Here is a 16,972-nt window from a genome sequence, read left to right as displayed (position 1 = left end):
GCACTATTGCGCAAAAACATTGGCAGTTTCGCGTCTGTGGCGTGACGCTTTTTTGGCAGTGCCGCCCCTTTCGCAGGGGAAGGCGCCGGCGCTATCCCTCCATGTCCGGATAAACACCGCCCAGCACCCTTTCGAAATGCGCCGAAACGTGGACATTGCACGAGCAGGCGCGGTTTTGCAGGGCATCCCGGTCGAGCACCACGATGCCACCCCGGCGCGTGCGCAGCAGTCCGTCGTGCTTGAAGCGCTGCAGCACGCGGCTCGCATAACTGCGGCCGATCCCCATCATCGCGGCGAGTTGATCCTGCCTCATTGTCACGTTGGCGTCGCCAATTCGGTCAACAGCGGCGCCAAGCCATTTCGCCGCGCGCTGTTCGATGGTGTGGACGGCGTTGCAGGCGATCGACTGGAACACTTGCGCCATCATGCAGTCGGCATAGCAGGCGAACAGGTTCGCGATCGCCGGGGACGCACGCTTGGCGGCTTCGAGTTCGTGCAAGGCAATGCGCCGGAACAGCCCGCCGTGCAGCACCTCCGCCCGGGCATAGGCGGGTATCGAACCATGGCTGACAAACCCGCCCAGCGCCCCTTCCCGGCCGATCAGCATTGTCTCGATGGCCGTTCCGTCATCGAGTTCGACGATGTACGAACACAGCGCCGCGCCTGTCGGCAGGTAACAGTGGTCGACTGCATCACCCGGCTTGTGGATCACCGCCCCTGCATCCAGCACGCAATCGGAAAGATGCCGCGTCAGGAGCGCCTGCTCCCGGGGCCGAAGCGCGGCGAGCAGGTCGCTGGCATTCGGATGCGGGGGGAATGGGGACATAGGGGGTTACCCGGTGTTTGGGATTCAGTCTCTGAAGCGCTCAACCCGCCTGGAAGGCTCCGGTTCCCGGTGATGCGTGCACAGGTAAAACGACAAGCGCCGCCACGGATTCCTTGTCCTCACCAACTAGAGCGCACGGGGCTGCCTGTCAGCGCAATGGCTCGAGGTCGGCCGGGCGGCCCGAAACGGGGCAGCCTGCCAGCGCATAGGCAATCGCTGCCAGAATCGACTGGCGCGTAAACGGCTTCTGGACCACTCCGATCGCGGTTTCGGCGGGCGTGTCGATCTGTCCGGGATTGGCCGTCACGTAGATCACGCGCGCGCCGTACTGCCCTGCAAGCTGGCGGGCCGCCACGGGCCCGGTAAGACCATCACGCAGGTTGAGATCCACCAGCGCCACGTCCGGCGCTTCCGACAGGCCCCCGAGCGATGCGAGATCGGGAACGGTTCCGACAACCGCGTGTCCGCCTCCCTCGAGAATGTCTTCCAGTTGCAGGGCAACCAGGAATTCGTCCTCCACGATGAGGACCTTCCCCCGGCCTTCCATCAATGCAGCACCCAAGGCACCGTATTCCTTATGCTAGGCGTCAGGCGGCCGCTCTGGCGTCGCCATCATAGTTCGCGATCTTGCCCAGTTCCGCAAAGAAGGCGTCGATCGCCTCGCCGTTGAGGACGAAGCTGTGGCGGAAATCGGGGAGCTGGCCCGACTCGATGATGTTGAGCAGCATCGCACGCGCGCGGCAGATGCGGCTTTTCACGGTGCCGAGCGCGACACCACAGATTTCGGCGATCTCCTCGTAGGAGAGGTTTCCGGCAGCGACGAGCACGAGTGCCTCGCGGTAGCTTTCCGGGATCGCGGTCAACGCGCGGATCACATCGGCAAGTTCTATGGCGCTTTCCTGGCCGGCATCCGCGCAGAGGATACGCTCTGCAGCCACTTCATCATATTCGCCGTGAAAGCGCGCGCGGCGCGTCTCGCTGTAGAAATGGTTGCGCAGAATCGTGAAAGTCCAGGCCTTGAAGTTCGTGCCGGCTGCATAACGGTCCCGCGCAGCCCAGGCGCGCAGCATGGCTTCCTGAGCAAGATCATCGGCCCTGTCGCGGTCGCCGCACAGACCTCGGGCAAAGGCGCGCAGGTGTGGTGCGACGTCGGCGAGAGCCTGCTTGAATTTCCGGTCGCCCAATGCCTTTGCGGGCGCCGGATCGGTCTGGACTCCCGCTTCGGATGCTGCGGTCATGCGTTATCCTCCATTCTAACCAGATGCAGCGCTAACGCCGACTGCGCTGAAATGGTTCCCGGCAAATTTCGACACGTGGCACGCAAGATACTGAGAACGGGCTGATATCCGGCCCGGCGGGCCGCGACCGGGCAATCCTCCGGGCGAGTGTGAAAAATATGCGGGCCGTGCGGGAACAAGTGTGCGCCAGAAACTTTGAGGCCCCCGACGGCTCTTGAAACCGTCGGGGGCCTCCGGGATCGGGTCACCACCGGGTGCGGGGGGTGGTTGGGGGACCAGTGGTGATACCGGGCAAACGTGGAGGAATGAATTTGGTTCCCGCTAAAAGCGAAACCGCGAAAAATTTTCCGGTTGCCCTGCATCCACCTGCCATTCAGATCATTTAGATCATAGGACAGGCACCTTGCGCCCTGACCAAGCGAAAGTGTGCGCCTGACCCAAAGGCCAGAGGAATTTCCATGTCCGTCTCAGACCAGATTGCCCTCCAACTCCCGTATCTGCGCCGCTATGCCCGCGCCTTGACCGGTACGCAGCATTCGGGCGACGCCTATGTGCGGGCCACACTGGAAGCCGCGCTTGCTGATCGCGACCTGCGCGACGAGATCGCGCACAGCCGCGCCGCGCTCTACGCCGCCTTCACCCGCATCTGGACGACGGGCCATGTCGAGAACGCGCAGCTGGAAAGCGGCGGAGACTCGCACGAACAGGCCGCCCGGACGCGCCTCGCAACGATCGCCCCGGCGCACCGGCAGGCCCTGCTGCTATCCACCGTGGAAGAATTCTCTCGCGAGGAAACTGCCCGGATCCTGGGCGTTTCACCCGACGAGGCCGACGCACTGGTGGCTCAGGCGATCGCCGAAATCGAGAACGAGAGCAAGACGAGGGTCCTGATCATCGAGGACGAACCGCTGATTTCGATGCAGCTGGAAAGCCTCGTCGGCGATCTCGGGCACGCCGTGGTCGGCACGGCAGCGACGCGCTCGCAGGCAGTGGACATCTTCGAGCGCTCGCCCGCCGGCCTTGTCCTCGCCGACATCCAGCTCGCCGATGGCAGTTCGGGAATCGATGCCGTGGAAGACCTGATGAAATTCGGCGATGTGCCGGTGATCTTCATCACCGCCTACCCCGAGCGCCTGCTGACCGGGGAGCGTCCGGAGCCCACCTACCTCGTGACGAAACCGTTCCAGGAAGTAACGGTCCGCGCGGCGATCAGCCAGGCACTGTTCTTCGGATCGAGCAAGCCGATGGAGTGAGGCCTGCGGGGCAAACGGCGGAGGATGAGATGACGGTCGGGCCCTTCTCGGGTCCGACGCGATCAGCCAGGCAGGGTTCCCGCCAGTTCGTGATAGTGATCAACGGCCGCGAGTGCGAGGGCACTTACAAGAGCCAGCGCGAAAGTGCTGCCCGATGACGTCGATTCGCGGCGCTGTCTGCTCAGCCGCACGGTCGCCATGTGATGGCCCGATCCGGACGTAGAGGTCATGACTCGCGCGTCGTAGGGAAGCAGGCGCAGCGCCGCCGTTTCGAAGGCACCCGCCATGACGGCACGCAGAACGTCGGCTTCGCCCTTGGCAGTCAGGCTTGCGCCGCCAAGGCCTTCAGGGCGCATGCGCATGAGCTTGCCCATCGCACGAACATATCCGGCTTCTGCCTCGGGGCATGCCACGGTCGACGAAAGGGCGATATTGTCGACTTCGTTGAGCCACTCGGCAATGCGTGGGGGGGATGCCATGGGCTATTCGCTCCTAGATCACGATGTTCAACGGCCCCCACCGCCCTTTTGACATTGCACCATTTGCGATCATGCAAGACACATATAGGTATATTCACGTATACATCAAAATAATCGTCGTACTTTAGGTATTTACCCTGCCCCATAGATCCCGGGGCCTGTCACGAGAACAGGGATCTCACACCTCGTCCGGCCCGCAAACTGAACTCCCGGGTAGCCCTGACGGGCATCTTGAGGCTGCACTCGACACCGGCCGGATTGAACCTGAGATCGACCTCGGAGTTGAGCTCGTGCGCGACGATCTTTTCGATCAGGTCGCGCCCGAAACCGCGCTTGGCCGGTTCGCGGACCGGAGGCCCGCCCTCCTCCCGCCAGTGGATTTCCGCGAGATCGGGCGACAACAGCGCCCAGTGGACGTAGATGCGTCCCTTGATCGTGCTGAGGGCCCCGTACTTGGCGGCATTCGTCGCCAGTTCATGAATCGCCAGCCCCAGCGACATCGCATCGTTGGGCGCCAGCTTGATATCGGGACCGGCCATTTCGACGAGGCTTTCGTTCCCGCCCATGTAGGGCGCGAGTTCGGAGCGGACGATATCCCCGATCGCAGCGTTGCCCCAATCTGACTGCGACAGCAGGTCGTGCGTTGCCGAAAGCGCCCGGATGCGTGCGGTCAGGCTTTCGGTGAAATCGTCGATGTCCGTCGCCCGGCGGCGGGTCAGGGCGGCTATCGACAGCACGTTGGCCAGCGTATTCTTGACCCGGTGGTTCAATTCGCGCGTCAGCGAATCGCGGATCGAGGCCTGGTTGGTGAGCCATTCCAGCACCCGCCGGTCCTCGGCAGCCCGCTTGGTGATGAGGCGGCCGATCGCCATGACCATCAGCGAGGCCAGCGCTCCGAAAAACAGGGTGATCCGCGAGAGCGCGGACAGGACACCGGTCTTCTTGTCATTGACCTGCACGATCCACGAATGATTGCCCACGTCGATTCGCCGTTCCATTGTCGAACCGCTCATGCCCTCGACGCGCTGCTCGGCCAGCAAGTTGTCGGGGGACACGGAGCCATCGTAGACCGAAACCTCGATGCGGTTGTTGCGATAGAGTTCCCCGGCCGAATTGAGGAAATTGTCCGCGCGGAAGGGGCTGTAAACGAACCCCTTCACACGATGGCGCCCCCCCTCGCCCGTTTCCACCGGCATGTAGATGAGGAAACCGGCCGCGCCGGGATCGGCCTTGTCCTGAACGAGGTGGACCTTGCCCGAGGAAACGGGGCGCCCCAGTTCCATCGCCTTCTGCATGGCCGCCCGGCGCACCGGCTCGGAGAACATGTCGAAGCCGATCGCGAGGCGGTTGTTCGACGTGCCGGGCTGCAGGTACACGATCGGCGTCGCATAGTCGGCATCGCGGCGCGGATAGGGATAGGTCAGGAAGTCGGGCTGCCCGGCATCGTGGACGTCATCCTCGAAACTCGCGAGATCGCGCACCGGAACCAGCGGCGCCCAGCCCATGCCCAGCGAACCGTAAAGCTTGCCGTCCCCCTGAAGATCGTCGGCGAATTCGCTGAACTGCTGCTCCGTCACTTCCGGCTGGGTGGCGAACAGCGCAGCCCCGGCCCGGAGCAGGGCGATGTTCTCGGTCACGCGGCGCTGGAGGGCCGAGGCGATTTCGGTGAGGTTGCGGTCGAGCTCCACCTCGCGCGTCTTGTGATCCGCCCGTTCGATCGCCATCACCGAGACAGCCGTGGTGATGCTGGCGATCAGGAACAGCAGGAACGGCCAGCCGCGCGGATACTTGTGGAACCACGACTGCTTCTGCACCCGGTCCAGAAGCGCCTGATCAATCACCCCACACTTTCCCGTCTCCTGACGCCGCCAGAACGCCGTCCCGCGCGCCCTGAAGCCCCTATGGCAACACTTTGCATTCGGGGGAACCTTGCAGCCGGTTAATTGTTCCATGCTCGAACAGTATTGTCATGGCACGCCGCCCTGTTCCCCGCCGGGACGAGCGGCTGCGACGGACTTGACCGGCCGCCCCTCTCTCAGCAAGGGTAGCCGGCGAAAGGGAGCTTGTGTTGAATCGACCCAATGGACGTAAGCCATCCGGGAAAGTGCAGGGTCTGCCACCCGGCATCGAGACGCCGCCGAAGGACGGCGAACCGGGTTGGGCGTCTGGGTTGCGAAAGCTCTACAACTCCGTGGTCGAAGAGCCGCTGCCGGACAGCTTTCAGGATCTCCTGAGAAAGCTGGATGACAGCGGCGATGCCTGACCGGATCGCACCCAGTCCGGCGGACGAGGCCTTCCGCAAGGAACTGCTCTCCGTCCTGCCTCACTTGCGCGCCTTTGCCCGCGGCCTGTGCGGGCGCCCCGACTTCGCGGACGATCTGGTGCAGGAAACCGCAGTGAAGGCCTGGACCGCGCGAGAACGCTATCAGACCGGCACCAACATGCGCGCCTGGACATTCGCGATCCTGCGCAACCACTACCTGTCCGAACTGCGCCGCAGCCGGCGTCAGACCGACCTCGACGACGGGGCAGCAGAGCGGATGCTGGTGATGGACGCCGATCAGGAAGCCCCGCTCCATCTCGATGACATGGAGCACGCGCTGCACCAGCTTGCCGCCGAGCGCCGAGAGGCGGTGCTGCTCGTGGGCGCGTCGGGCTTCAGCTATGAGGAAGCCGCCGGGATCGCCGGGTGTCCGGTCGGCACCATGAAAAGCCGCGTCGCCCGCGCAAGGGCGGAACTGGCGCGAATTCTCGAAAGCGAACCGCCGGCACTGACGGCGCGGCGCGGCTGAACGGTTGCCCGGTCAGGCCGCGGCGGCCCCCTCGCGCAGCTTCGGCAGCAGCACAAGGCACAACGTCGAGACCGCGTGGAACGCCAGCGCCGCACCCGCGACCGGCGCGCTGCCCAGTTCGATCCACGGCGAGACCAGCGCCGTGCCCACCGCCGCCGCGCCGAGCACGAACAGGATCACCAGCGCGCTGGCGCGGGCATCGTCGCCGTGCGCGGCAAGGATCGCCCGGAAGAACCCCGGCGGCCCGCGCAGGCCGAGCCCGGTGTTGACCGGCACGAACAGCGCGGTGATCACCAGCGCGGACGTCCCGCCCGTCAGTGCATAGAGGAATTGCGCCAGCGCGCCTGCCAGCGCGAGCCATGTGCCTGCGGCGATGACCTGCTCCACGCCGTGGCGGCGCACGGCCCGCGTGGCGAAATTGGCCGCGACCATGAACGTGACGATGCCGCAGGCCTGCATCACGATGAAGTCGGTCAGCGTGCCGCCATGGACGCGCACGAAGACCGTGGGCATCCCGAACACAAAGACCAGCAACCCGCCCAGCACCAACGCCTGGCTCAGCGCATAGCGCAGGAACGTCGCATCGCGCAGCAGGGCTACGAAGCTGCCCTTCCCCCGGCGGCGCACTTGCGGCACCCCGCCCGATGCGAGCAGCAGAACGCCCAGCAGCGCCGCCGTGGCAGCCATGACTTCGAAATTGAGATGCCATCCGCCAAGGGTCAGCAGCGCGGCTCCGGCGACTGGCGCCAGCGCGGGAGCCAGAGATTCGATGCTGCCGAGCACACCGATCGCACGCACCGCGTCCTCTTCCCGGAACATGGCGTTGACGATGCCGGGCGCGAAGACCGCGGGTCCCGATGCCACCAGCCCCTGCACCGCGCGCAGCGTGATCAATGCCTCCATCGACGGCGCCAGCGCGCAGGCCACCGACAGCAGCGCTGTGGCGAAGAGCGAAGCGATGAACAGGCGCGCGGTCGCTACCCGGTCGCCCAGCACGCCGTAGCCCAGCAGGCCGAGGCACGAACCGCCGACATAGGCCGCCAGCACCAGTTGCGCCTGCGCCGGATCGCCACCCAGCGCTTCGGGCAGGCCGGGCACGGCAGGCAAGACGAGGTCCGTGCCCATCAGCCCCACGATCGTGCTGCCCACGACCAGCCCCAGTGTGATCCACCCGCGATTCACGAACCTGCCCCTGTCCTGCCTGCCCTCGTTGCCGGACAGCGGGGATGACAGCTTGTTCGCAGGTGCACAATCCCGGACGAGCGGGCACCGCAGCGCCCACGACAAATTCCGTCGCGGTCAAAAAAGCGCAGCCTGACCCGATATCAGTTCCGGCGCACGGATAGCCGGGCTATGCCGCCTTCTGTTCAGCCCCCGCTTCCCCGGGCTGATCGGCTCCCCAGACCTTGATGCAGTTACGGCCCCCGCGCTTGGCTTCATAGAGCGCACTGTCCGCACGCTTCAGGGCGTTGTCGATCGCGATCTCGTCGTCCTGCAACTTGTCGACACCGATACTGACCGTGAAGGGAATGGGTTCCTGCCCCATCCAATCGAATTCGAAGGCGGCATTCGCAATGGTGCTGCGCATCCGTTCGCCGACCCTGGCCGCTTCGTCCCGATCGGTCATCGGCATGAGGATCGCGAACTCCTCGCCGCCAAGTCGGGCGAAGAAATCCGATTTCCGCAGACACCCTGCGCCGGACGCCGCCATCGCCTGCAGGACCCGGTCACCTGCCGCATGGCCAAAAGTGTCGTTGATCTGCTTGAACTTGTCGATGTCGATCATCAGCAGCGACAGCGGATTGCCGTGGCGGTGCGCCAAGGCGATGTGTTCGGTTGCCCGTTCATGGAATGACCGCCGGTTGATCAGGCCGGTCAGGGCATCGACCGTGGCCTGCTCCTGCAACTGATCGATCAGGCGGGCACGCTCCGAGATATCCCGCACGACCGCCGTGTATTCGGTTTCACCATCGACGTCGATCTTCGCGATCGAGATTTCTACCGGGAATTCGGCGCCATCGCTGGTCACGCCGGTGATCCGCCCGCCCCGTTCGAACATCTGGCGCGATCGGATCGGCGAGGAATTGAACTTCTTCAGGTGCTCATCATGCCGTTCGTGGAACCTGTGGGGAATGAGCGTCGAGATGTGCTTGCCGATGATCTCGTCCGCATCGTAGCCGAACATTTCCTCGGCGGACGCGTTGAAGATCTTGATCATCTGGTTGCTGTCGATCGTCACGATGCCATCATAGGCCGACTGAATGATCGAGGAGAGGCGGGAATTCGCCGCGCGCAGGTCGTTCTCCAGCACCATCTTCTCGCTGACGTCGATACACGTCAGAAGGATGGACGCAGCTTCCTTCGTGTTGTCGAGCACGGGGTGCATGATGACTCTCCACCACCGCGTCGTGCCGTCCAGATCGAACGGCTGGATGAATTCCAGCGTGAACGATTTTTCGATGCACTCGGTCAGGTGCAGTTCGAATTCCTTCCTGGCGTACCGCGGAATGAACTCCCGCAGCGGCCGGTCAATGACGTCCCCGGTCCGCGCGCCCAGCATCGAGCAGAAATTCTGGTTGCAGCTGACAACGCATCCAATCTTTTTGTCATTTATGCTGACAACCGCCACGCTGGTTGCAATGGCTTCGATGAATTCGGACAACATATTGGATTCGAGTTGAAACACGCCACAATTCCCCCGTTTCTGCTGGGGGCAATGACTGACTGCATTGTGGTTAAATTTTTGTAATCCCGACTATCAGGACATATTCCTGCATCGAGCCCCCTCTTGGGGATTTCTTCAATAAAAACCCCCGCTTCCTTCCGGAAACGGGGGCTCTTGAATTCCGGCAGACCGGAAGCCGGATCAGGCCGGGTAGGTCCAGGCCGTACCGCGGTCGAAGTTGTCCGAGGCGAACTTCCAGTTGAGGAGGTTCTCGAGCACTGCCTTCACGTAGGCCGGACGCTTGTTCATCTGGTCGATGTAGTAAGCGTGTTCCCACACGTCGACGGTGAGCAGCGGGTTCACGTCCGAGGTGATCGCGGTGGCGGCGTCATGGGTCGAGATGACCTTCAGCTTGCCGCCGTCGACGACCAGCCAGGCCCAGCCCGACGCGAAGTGGTTCACCGCTTCGTTGGTCAGCGCTTCCAGCAGCGCGTCCATCGAACCGAAATCGGCCGTGATGGCAGCGGCGAGGCTTTCGCTCGGCGCGGTCTTCTCGGGGCTCAGCGAGTGCCAGTAGAAGCCGTGGTTGTAGACCTGCGCGGCGTTGTTGAAGAGCGGGCCCGAAGCCGACTTGCTGATTTCTTCGACCGACTTGCCCGCGTTGTCCGTGCCGTCGATCGCCGCGTTGAGCTTGTCGACATAGGTCTTGTGGTGGGCGCCATGGTGGATTTCGAGCGTCTTGGCGGAAATGTGCGGCTCGAGCGCATCCTGGGCGTAGGGCAACGGCATCAGGGCAATGGTCATGGCTAGTTTCCTGTTTCGGTTATCGAACGCGTGACGAAAGCACCGGCGGGAGAAGACATGGCCGGCGCCTGAGAGAACTCGGGGGCCTATGTCTGTCCTCACCTGCGACAATTCAAGCTTTCAATCACGGCATTTTCTTGGCCGGCGCGGAATTTCCGCGTGCACTGCGCTCAGGCATGCGCGAGGATAGCGGGAACACCACTACCCTCGCGCACTGGCGGGTTCAGGCAATACTGCGACGGATTCAGCGCACCGAACCCCGGCGGAACAGGTTCACCAGCGCCAGCAGGATCACCGCACCGAGGAACGAGGTGAACAGCGACAGAATGTCGAAGGCACCGCTGGTGATCGGCGCGCCGCCGAGCAGCGGGTTCACCAGGACGCCGGCAATCACGGCACCAACGACACCGACCACGATGTTGAGGAAAATTCCCTGCTGCGCGTCGGTGCGCATCAGGATCGAGGCCAGCCAGCCGATAATGCCGCCAACAAGCAGGATAAGCAGAAGGGTCATGGGATCTTCTCCATAATGTGTGTCTGTTGCCCCTAATAACGGATCGCCCCGGCGCTGGTTCCGGAGGCTGTCCCGGAAGCGTTCTCCGGCCGCCCGGCACTGCATCACCCACGCCGCCTCGAACTCCGGCATATTTGAAACCATTAAGGTGATTTAAATTGGATGTCAGGCACCATTCCCTCCAGCAAGGAACTCGGAAAAACACTATTGAAACGAAAAAGGTGTTTAATTAAACCGGCCACGGGCCATGATTCCTTCCCACGCAAGGAGCGAACGGCGGCCCGCCCCTTGGGAGAGGATGCCACATGATCAGTAATGAGCCCGACAGCTGGGATATCGAGACCGACTTCGTTTCCATCGGCTCGGGTATCGGTGGCCTGTCGGCAGCCATTGCCGCCGCAGAGCATGGGCTCGAGGCCGTGGTGCTGGAAAAGGCGGACCAGTTTGGCGGCGTGACCGCATTGTCGATGGGCGAGGTCTGGGTGGCGGGCAACCGGCACATGGCGGAAATCGGCGTCGAGGACAGCGTCGAAAGCGGGTTCCGCTACCTCAAGCGCCTGTCGATGGACTACGGCAGCGATGCGGCGATCCTCAATTTCACCGCCCACGCCCCGGTGGCGCTGAACTGGTTCGAGGACACGATCGGGCTTAAGATGGCGCCGATCCGCGGCTGCCCCGACTATTACTATCAGGTGAGCAACGACGGCGTACCCGAGGGACGCATGCTCGAAGTCGAGCCCTTCCCCGGCCCAACGCTGGGCGAATGGGCGGAGAAGACCCGTCTCTCGCAGATGCCCTACGGCATGACCCACGCCGACATCGACGAAGGCGGCGGCGTCGCCAACATGATCCACTGGGACTTCGCGAAGATGGCGGAGCGCCTCACGGCCGACGAGCGCTGCCTCGGCTGCGGGCTGGCCGCCTATTTCGTCAAGGGCGCGCTGGACCGGGGGGTGACGATGATGACCGGAACCGGCGCGGTGGAGATCTATGCCGACGGCACCCGCGTCACCGGCGTGCGCGCGCAGCAGGACGGCAAGGACGTGACCATCCGGGCGCGCAAGGGTGTGCTTGTCGCGGTCTCCAGCTACGAGCGGCGGCAGGACTACAACAAGACGATCGGCCAGCAACTCGAACTCGGCTCGATCGTCAGCATCTCTGCGGTAGATGGCGCCAACTTCCGCCTGACCGGCCCGCTCGGCGCCCGTACCGCGCGGGTGCCCGACATCACTTCGCTCGGCTTCATCATGCCCGGCGAAGAGGATGCGGAAGGCTTTCCGATCTGGCGCAGCGCGCTTCAGATCATCGGTCAGCCGCACATCATCGTCGTCAACAAGGGGGGCCAGCGCTTCGGCAACGAGGCCTTCTACCGCTCGTTCTACTACAACATCGACCGGATCGACGGCCTCAACCAGACCCACCCCAACATGCCGTGCTTCATGGTGTTCGACAGTCAGGTCCGCGCGAAGTACCCGGTCGGATCGGTTCTGCCCGGCATGGACTGGCCCGAGGGGCTCGGCTGCGTTGCGGACACGCTGGAGGAACTTGCGGGCAAGATTGGCGTCGAGGCGGCAGCGCTCAGGGAAACCGTTGCGACCTTCAACGAAGGGGCCCGGCAGGGCCGCGATCCCGCGTTCGGGCGCGGTGAGCAGCCGTGGAGCTTCTGGATGTGCGGCGACAAGCACAACAAGCCCAACCCCGTGCTCGGCCCGATCGAACAGGGGCCGTTCTACGCGATCGAACTGAAGCGCATCGGCGGCTCGGGCATTCCCTCCACCGGCATCCTCGCCGACGAGCACGGCCGCGCGCTCGACTGGAACAACGAAGCGATCCCGGGGCTCTATGTGGCGGGTAACTCGATGGCGCGGATGGAAACGGGCGCTGTCATGCAGTCGGGCATCTCCAATGCGCGCGGCATGACTTACGGCTGGCTCGCAGCCAGGCATGCCGCCGGGCAGCCCAGCGACCTGCTGGCGAAGGAAGCGGAAAGGCTCGGCCTTTGATCGAGACGTGCCAGACGGTTACCGTCAATGCCCCGATCGACGCGACCTGGGACTATGCCAAAGACGTGGAGCGCTGGGCCGAGATCATGCCCGGCTACCAGTCCTGCGAGATCGTGGACGAGGACAATTCGCTCTGGATTCTCAAGATCGGGGTCGGCGCGATGGTGCGCACGGTCAAGGTCGAGGTCCATGTCGACCGCTGGGCCGGGCCGGAACGAGTGGATTTCTCATTCAAACTGAAGGGCGATCCCGTCGAGGGCGGCGGCTCCTACGAGGCTGCATCCACACCGGACGGGCAGACCTCGGTGGACCTTGCCGTGCAGGTGCGCGGCTCAGGCCCGATGGCACCGATGTGGGAAGCCATGGGCGGGCCGGTCCTGCCCAAGTTCGCCAAGGGCTTTGCCGAGCAACTCAAAGGCCGGATCGAGGCCCAGGCGGGCACCGCCGCCCCTGCCCCGGCGGCCAGGCCATCGCTGCTGGCGCGCCTGCTGGGCTGGCTGCGGCGCCAGTTCGGCGGCTGACCTACAACGCCGGGGCGAACGCCGCAGATCGCTCAAATGGGAGATAGACAAGCGGTCGCCACGCGCGCACTGTACACATGTACAGCACAATCCTTGGGAGAGGAGCGCAAAGCCATGACCCTGACGGTAGAGCCCGTAAAACCGCTGATCGGCGGCATCGTCCATGTATCGCCCGAACACCTGCTCGACGACGAGACGATCGAGACCGTGCGCAGCGAACTGGAAAAGCGCGGCGTGCTGGTGTTCCCCAAGATCAACGTCTCCGACGAACTCCAGCTCGCCTTCACCGACAAGCTGGGAGACCGCGTGAACTTCACCCGGCAGGTGCCCGGCTCCGACGCCGAGACCAACGACGTCTACAAGATCACGCTCGACCGCAAGCTGAACACCGAGCCGGACTATGTGCTGGGCACCTTCTTCTGGCACATCGACGGCATCACCATCGACCAGCCGCTGCCCAAGGCCACGGTGCTTTCCGCCCGCCACCTGTCGGCCAGCGGTGGCGCCACCGAGTTCGCGAACCTCTACGCCGCCTGGGACCGGCTGCCCGAGGACGAAAAGCGCGAATACGAAAACCTCACCGTGGTCCATTGCGTCGAGGCTGCCGTGCGCCCGGTCCACGGCCACCCCAGCGAGGAACGCCGCGCGCGCTACAAGGCCATGGCGGCAGTGATGGAACAGCCGCTGGTGTGGACGCATGAGGACGGGCGCAAGTCGCTGCTGCTCGGCACCCATGCGGACGGAATCGTCGGCATGCCCGGCCCGCACGGCCGCGCCCTGCTCGCCCGGCTGCAGCAGTGGGCCGCGCAGCCCGATTTCGTCTACACCCACAAGTGGAACGTGGGCGATCTCGTCATCTGGAACAACCAGGGCGTGATGCACCGCGTGGTGCCCTATACCGACGAGGGCCGGGTGATGCACCGCACCACCATCGCCGGCAAGGAAAAGCCCGGACACAAGGCTGAAGAGGCCAACGTCGAACGTATCTACCAGATTGCTTGAGAAATGCGCGCCGCCGCCTTGACGCGGCGGCACCGGCGGGCGCAAGAAACGCGGAACATCTGTTCCTCGAGACGTCGCTCCCGCAATGCTTTCGCAGAAAACCCGCTATGCGATCCGGGCCATGCAGCACCTTGCCGACAAGTACGGCCAGGGGCCGGTTCCGCTGACGGAGATTGCCGAGGCGCAGAACATCCCGGCCAAGTTCCTCACCGTGATCCTCTCCGAGCTGACCCGCTTCGGCGTCGTCGCCTCGCAGCGGGGCAAGGATGGCGGCTACTGGCTGGGCGTCTCCCCCATCGACATCACCTATGGCGACCTGATCCGCGTGATGCGCGGCTCGCTGGCACTGGTGCCCTGTGCCAGCCGATTCGCGCACGAGACCTGCAAGAACTGCCTCGAGGAAAAGGACTGCCGCACTCGTGCGCTGATGCTGCAGGTCCGCGACGCCACCGCCAGCCTGCTCGACGGCATCCGCCTGTCCGATCCCATCGAACTGGCTCCTGCGGCCGGGGATGAAGGCAACCTTTAGCCACCTGTTTCGTGGGCCCGACCGCATGAAGATGATGCCTTGGCCTGCCTTTGACGCCCTCTCGCCTTCGACACCCGCATTCCGCCCCTGTCGTTAGCGGGGCGCTTCAAACACACGATTCGTCGCAAACACGCTTGCTGACTTTGCCCCAATGCACTCTGCACGCTGCGCTGCAACATGGCGGCGGCAAGAAATTCCCTTGCAGGAAGGTAGTCCGACGTGAATCTCGAGCGTGCTGATCTGGACCCATGGGTGCTGTTCATTGCACTCATGGCCCTGGTGACCTCGATCTGGATTTCGCGGGACGTGATTGCCACGCACCAGATCCGATCGAGCCGCATCAACGGAGCCGTGCGCCTTGTTGCCGCGGCGTCCTGGGCCTTTCTCATGGCAGGGCCATTGGTAGGATTTGCAGCGAGTGCCCCCCCGCTGATTGCGTTCCTGTGCCTGTCGGCAATCGTGAACCTCCTCGCCCGGAATCTGAGCACCTCGGGAACCGCGTGGCTCGCGATTGATGTCTTTGGATTGCTGATCGGCTGGTTCTGGTCCGCTCTCCTTTTGGTTGAAGCCGGATTGCCGCCACTCGTGCAGGCGCTTACCCTGACCCTGCAGACCGCGGCACAGTTCTTTCTAGTCCTGAAAAGCCTGGAGCGCTTCGCCCGGGAGGCGGTATTGACCCATGCGCACTGGCGAGAGCCCATTGCGGCCCCTCCTGACGCTGCGAGCCATTATCGGCCAAGGGTCTCGATACACCTGCCCTGTTACGCCGAGCCGCCCGAAGTGGTGAAGCAGACGATGAACCGCCTCGCTGCCCTCGACTACGACAATTTCGAAGTGCTCGTCTGTGACAACAACACGAAAGACGAAGCACTCTGGCGGCCTCTGGAGCAGCATGTCCGCGTGCTGAACAGGCGGGCCGGCCGCGAGATCTTCCGGTTCTTTCACGTCGCCCCCCTTGCCGGCGCAAAGGCGGGTGCGCTGAACTACCTGCTGAAGCAGATGGATCCGAATGCGGAACTCGTTGCCGTCGTTGATGCCGACTATTACTCGGAACCCGGCTTCCTTGCCCGGCTGGTGCCGTTTTTCCAGGACCCGCGAATAGCCTATTTGCAGACACCCCACGACTATCGCGAATATGCTGGCAGTTCCTATCTGACCGGTTGCTACTGGGAATACATGCCCAACAACAAGGTCGACATGCTGGGGGTCCACGAATACGGCGGCGCCTTCACGATCGGTACGATGTGCCTGCTGAGAGCCAGGGCTCTCAAGGACGTTGGCGGATGGGCGGAATGGTGCCTGACAGAGGATTCGGAAGTCTCCGTTCGCCTGCGCGCCGCCGGATATCGTGGCATTTATATCGGCGAAACCTTCGGTCGCGGCCTGATCCCGGCGACCTTCGAAGACTACAAGAAGCAGCGCTTCCGATGGACGGCAGGGCCCGTGCAGCAGCTGGTCCGGCATTGGCGTCTTTTCCTCCCGCAGCCATGGTCCACACCCATGGCAGGGTGGACCAAGCTCCTTGAGGTTCTGCGCTGCCTTGCGCCCCTGCAAAGTCTGCTTGCACTCGTATTCGGACTGGTCGCATTGGGGACCATATCAACCGCAGTCCTGATCGGCGAGCTTCCCCCGATAGCCGTCCCGAACCTCGCCTGGCTCATTTTGCCACTTGCGATCACGACACACCTTGTGCGCACGTGGCATCGTTACCGGTTGAGCGGGTGCCGGAGAATCGGCGAAATGATCCAGGGAGAACTTGCGCGTGCATCGCTGACGTATGTCGTGCTGAGTGCCGGCCTGGCAGGTTTGTCGAACAAACCGCTGGCATGGAACAGAACCCCGAAGTTCGGCAAGGGCAGCAGCATGTTGGCATCGTTCGCCTCCGTGCAGGTGGAGACCGTTTTGGGGATCATCGGACTGTGCCTTGCCGTGGCCCTGCTGTTCTTCCATTTCGAAGCGGGGGACCCACTCGGCATGCTCTTCGCGCTCGGTGTCGCTACACTCGCGGCAAGTTTTCTTTGTGCCCCCTACATGGCCTGGTTGTCATACCGCGACCAGTCGCGCCTGTCCGGCGGCGACACGTCCTGCTCGTCATGGGAATACAGGATCGACGAGGCAAGCGAACTCCAGGCCACGGCCAAGACTGGTTTCCCTTCATACTAAGACGGGGCCGTTTCACGTTTGCCAGTGACGCGCGCTCAATGCTTGGGAGATCCTGTCCGCAGGCGGTCTCGACCATCTGTCCAACTGCCCCGCGTCCCACACATTGGGAGGAGCGCGACAGAAAGCTCTGCATGGATACCGTCCGGGCGAGCGCGGGTCCTCAGATAAATCAGGTAACCCAGA

At 63.7% G+C, this 16,972-nt stretch carries 17 protein-coding genes; 8 read left to right on the top strand and 9 right to left on the bottom strand.

Features of this window, described 5'->3' with window-relative positions; genetic code table 11:
- Positions 1-91: 91 nt before the first annotated feature.
- The 3 genes from MTR64_RS17240 to MTR64_RS17230 all read right to left on the bottom strand — a co-directional run bounded on the left by MTR64_RS17240 (position 92) and on the right by MTR64_RS17230 (position 2,064).
- Entirely contained in the window at positions 92-826 is a 735-nt protein-coding gene (locus tag MTR64_RS17240; protein ID WP_243995752.1) for a Crp/Fnr family transcriptional regulator, read from the bottom strand.
- Positions 827-974: 148 nt separating this feature from the next.
- Positions 975-1,373 carry a response regulator gene (locus MTR64_RS17235; RefSeq protein ID WP_419144958.1) on the bottom strand — a complete coding sequence of 133 codons (399 nt, stop codon included), beginning with the start codon at positions 1,371-1,373 and terminating at the stop codon, positions 975-977.
- 40 nt (positions 1,374-1,413) lie between these two features.
- Entirely contained in the window at positions 1,414-2,064 is a 651-nt protein-coding gene (locus tag MTR64_RS17230; protein ID WP_243995750.1) for a sigma-70 family RNA polymerase sigma factor, read from the bottom strand.
- A gap of 458 nt (positions 2,065-2,522) precedes the next feature.
- Between MTR64_RS17230 and MTR64_RS17225 the strand changes: the two genes are divergently transcribed.
- Positions 2,523-3,317 (top strand): response regulator, encoded by a 795-nt coding sequence (locus tag MTR64_RS17225; protein WP_243995749.1) that lies wholly within the window; start codon positions 2,523-2,525, stop codon positions 3,315-3,317.
- Positions 3,318-3,379: 62 nt separating this feature from the next.
- Here MTR64_RS17225 and MTR64_RS17220 read toward each other — a convergent pair whose 3' ends face one another.
- Together MTR64_RS17220 and MTR64_RS17215 are read right to left on the bottom strand one after the other, a co-directional pair.
- Positions 3,380-3,796 (bottom strand): hypothetical protein, encoded by a 417-nt coding sequence (locus tag MTR64_RS17220; RefSeq protein ID WP_243995748.1) that lies wholly within the window; start codon positions 3,794-3,796, stop codon positions 3,380-3,382.
- Between the two features lie 161 nt (positions 3,797-3,957).
- Entirely contained in the window at positions 3,958-5,637 is a 1,680-nt protein-coding gene (locus MTR64_RS17215; RefSeq protein ID WP_243995747.1) for a CHASE domain-containing protein, read from the bottom strand.
- A 263-nt stretch (positions 5,638-5,900) separates the two neighbouring features.
- Between MTR64_RS17215 and MTR64_RS17210 the strand changes: the two genes are divergently transcribed.
- Both MTR64_RS17210 and MTR64_RS17205 read left to right on the top strand, forming a co-directional pair.
- Positions 5,901-6,059, top strand: a complete 159-nt coding sequence (locus MTR64_RS17210) for a NepR family anti-sigma factor (RefSeq protein ID WP_243995746.1) — start codon at positions 5,901-5,903, stop codon at positions 6,057-6,059.
- Positions 6,052-6,588, top strand: coding sequence for a sigma-70 family RNA polymerase sigma factor (locus tag MTR64_RS17205; RefSeq protein WP_243995745.1), 537 nt, complete (start codon positions 6,052-6,054; stop codon positions 6,586-6,588). Before MTR64_RS17210 ends, MTR64_RS17205 begins: the two co-directional genes overlap by 8 nt.
- A 12-nt stretch (positions 6,589-6,600) precedes the next feature.
- Here the strand turns inward: MTR64_RS17205 and MTR64_RS17200 are convergent, their stop codons facing one another.
- From MTR64_RS17200 to MTR64_RS17185, 4 genes are all read right to left on the bottom strand, one after another.
- On the bottom strand, positions 6,601-7,770 hold the full coding sequence (locus MTR64_RS17200) for an MFS transporter (protein WP_243995744.1): 1,170 nt from the start codon (positions 7,768-7,770) through the stop codon (positions 6,601-6,603).
- A gap of 169 nt (positions 7,771-7,939) precedes the next feature.
- Positions 7,940-9,253 (bottom strand): sensor domain-containing diguanylate cyclase, encoded by a 1,314-nt coding sequence (locus tag MTR64_RS17195; protein WP_243995743.1) that lies wholly within the window; start codon positions 9,251-9,253, stop codon positions 7,940-7,942.
- Between the two features lie 201 nt (positions 9,254-9,454).
- Positions 9,455-10,057, bottom strand: coding sequence for a superoxide dismutase (locus MTR64_RS17190; protein ID WP_243995742.1), 603 nt, complete (start codon positions 10,055-10,057; stop codon positions 9,455-9,457).
- A 244-nt stretch (positions 10,058-10,301) separates the two neighbouring features.
- Positions 10,302-10,571: a GlsB/YeaQ/YmgE family stress response membrane protein gene (locus tag MTR64_RS17185; RefSeq protein ID WP_243995741.1), complete on the bottom strand. Its 270-nt coding sequence runs from the start codon at positions 10,569-10,571 to the stop codon at positions 10,302-10,304.
- Between the two features lie 305 nt (positions 10,572-10,876).
- On the opposite strand from MTR64_RS17185, the gene MTR64_RS17180 reads away from it, so the two are divergent.
- The 5 genes from MTR64_RS17180 to MTR64_RS17160 all read left to right on the top strand — a co-directional run bounded on the left by MTR64_RS17180 (position 10,877) and on the right by MTR64_RS17160 (position 16,789).
- Positions 10,877-12,574: an FAD-binding protein gene (locus tag MTR64_RS17180; RefSeq protein ID WP_243995740.1), complete on the top strand. Its 1,698-nt coding sequence runs from the start codon at positions 10,877-10,879 to the stop codon at positions 12,572-12,574.
- Positions 12,571-13,095 (top strand): CoxG family protein, encoded by a 525-nt coding sequence (locus MTR64_RS17175; protein WP_243995739.1) that lies wholly within the window; start codon positions 12,571-12,573, stop codon positions 13,093-13,095. The genes MTR64_RS17180 and MTR64_RS17175 overlap by 4 nt, the downstream gene beginning before the upstream one ends.
- A gap of 114 nt (positions 13,096-13,209) precedes the next feature.
- Complete coding sequence (locus tag MTR64_RS17170) at positions 13,210-14,097, top strand: TauD/TfdA dioxygenase family protein (protein ID WP_243995738.1); 888 nt, start codon at positions 13,210-13,212, stop codon at positions 14,095-14,097.
- A gap of 85 nt (positions 14,098-14,182) precedes the next feature.
- Positions 14,183-14,626: an RrF2 family transcriptional regulator gene (locus MTR64_RS17165; RefSeq protein ID WP_243995737.1), complete on the top strand. Its 444-nt coding sequence runs from the start codon at positions 14,183-14,185 to the stop codon at positions 14,624-14,626.
- Between the two features lie 219 nt (positions 14,627-14,845).
- On the top strand, positions 14,846-16,789 hold the full coding sequence (locus MTR64_RS17160; protein WP_243995736.1) for a glycosyltransferase: 1,944 nt from the start codon (positions 14,846-14,848) through the stop codon (positions 16,787-16,789).
- Positions 16,790-16,972: the final 183 nt, after the last annotated feature.

The organism is Novosphingobium album (ex Hu et al. 2023) (assembly GCF_022832385.1).
Lineage (GTDB): Bacteria > Pseudomonadota > Alphaproteobacteria > Sphingomonadales > Sphingomonadaceae > Novosphingobium > Novosphingobium album.
The sequence above is the reverse complement of the archived record's forward strand: the minus strand, read 5'-3'. Positions and strand labels throughout refer to the sequence as shown.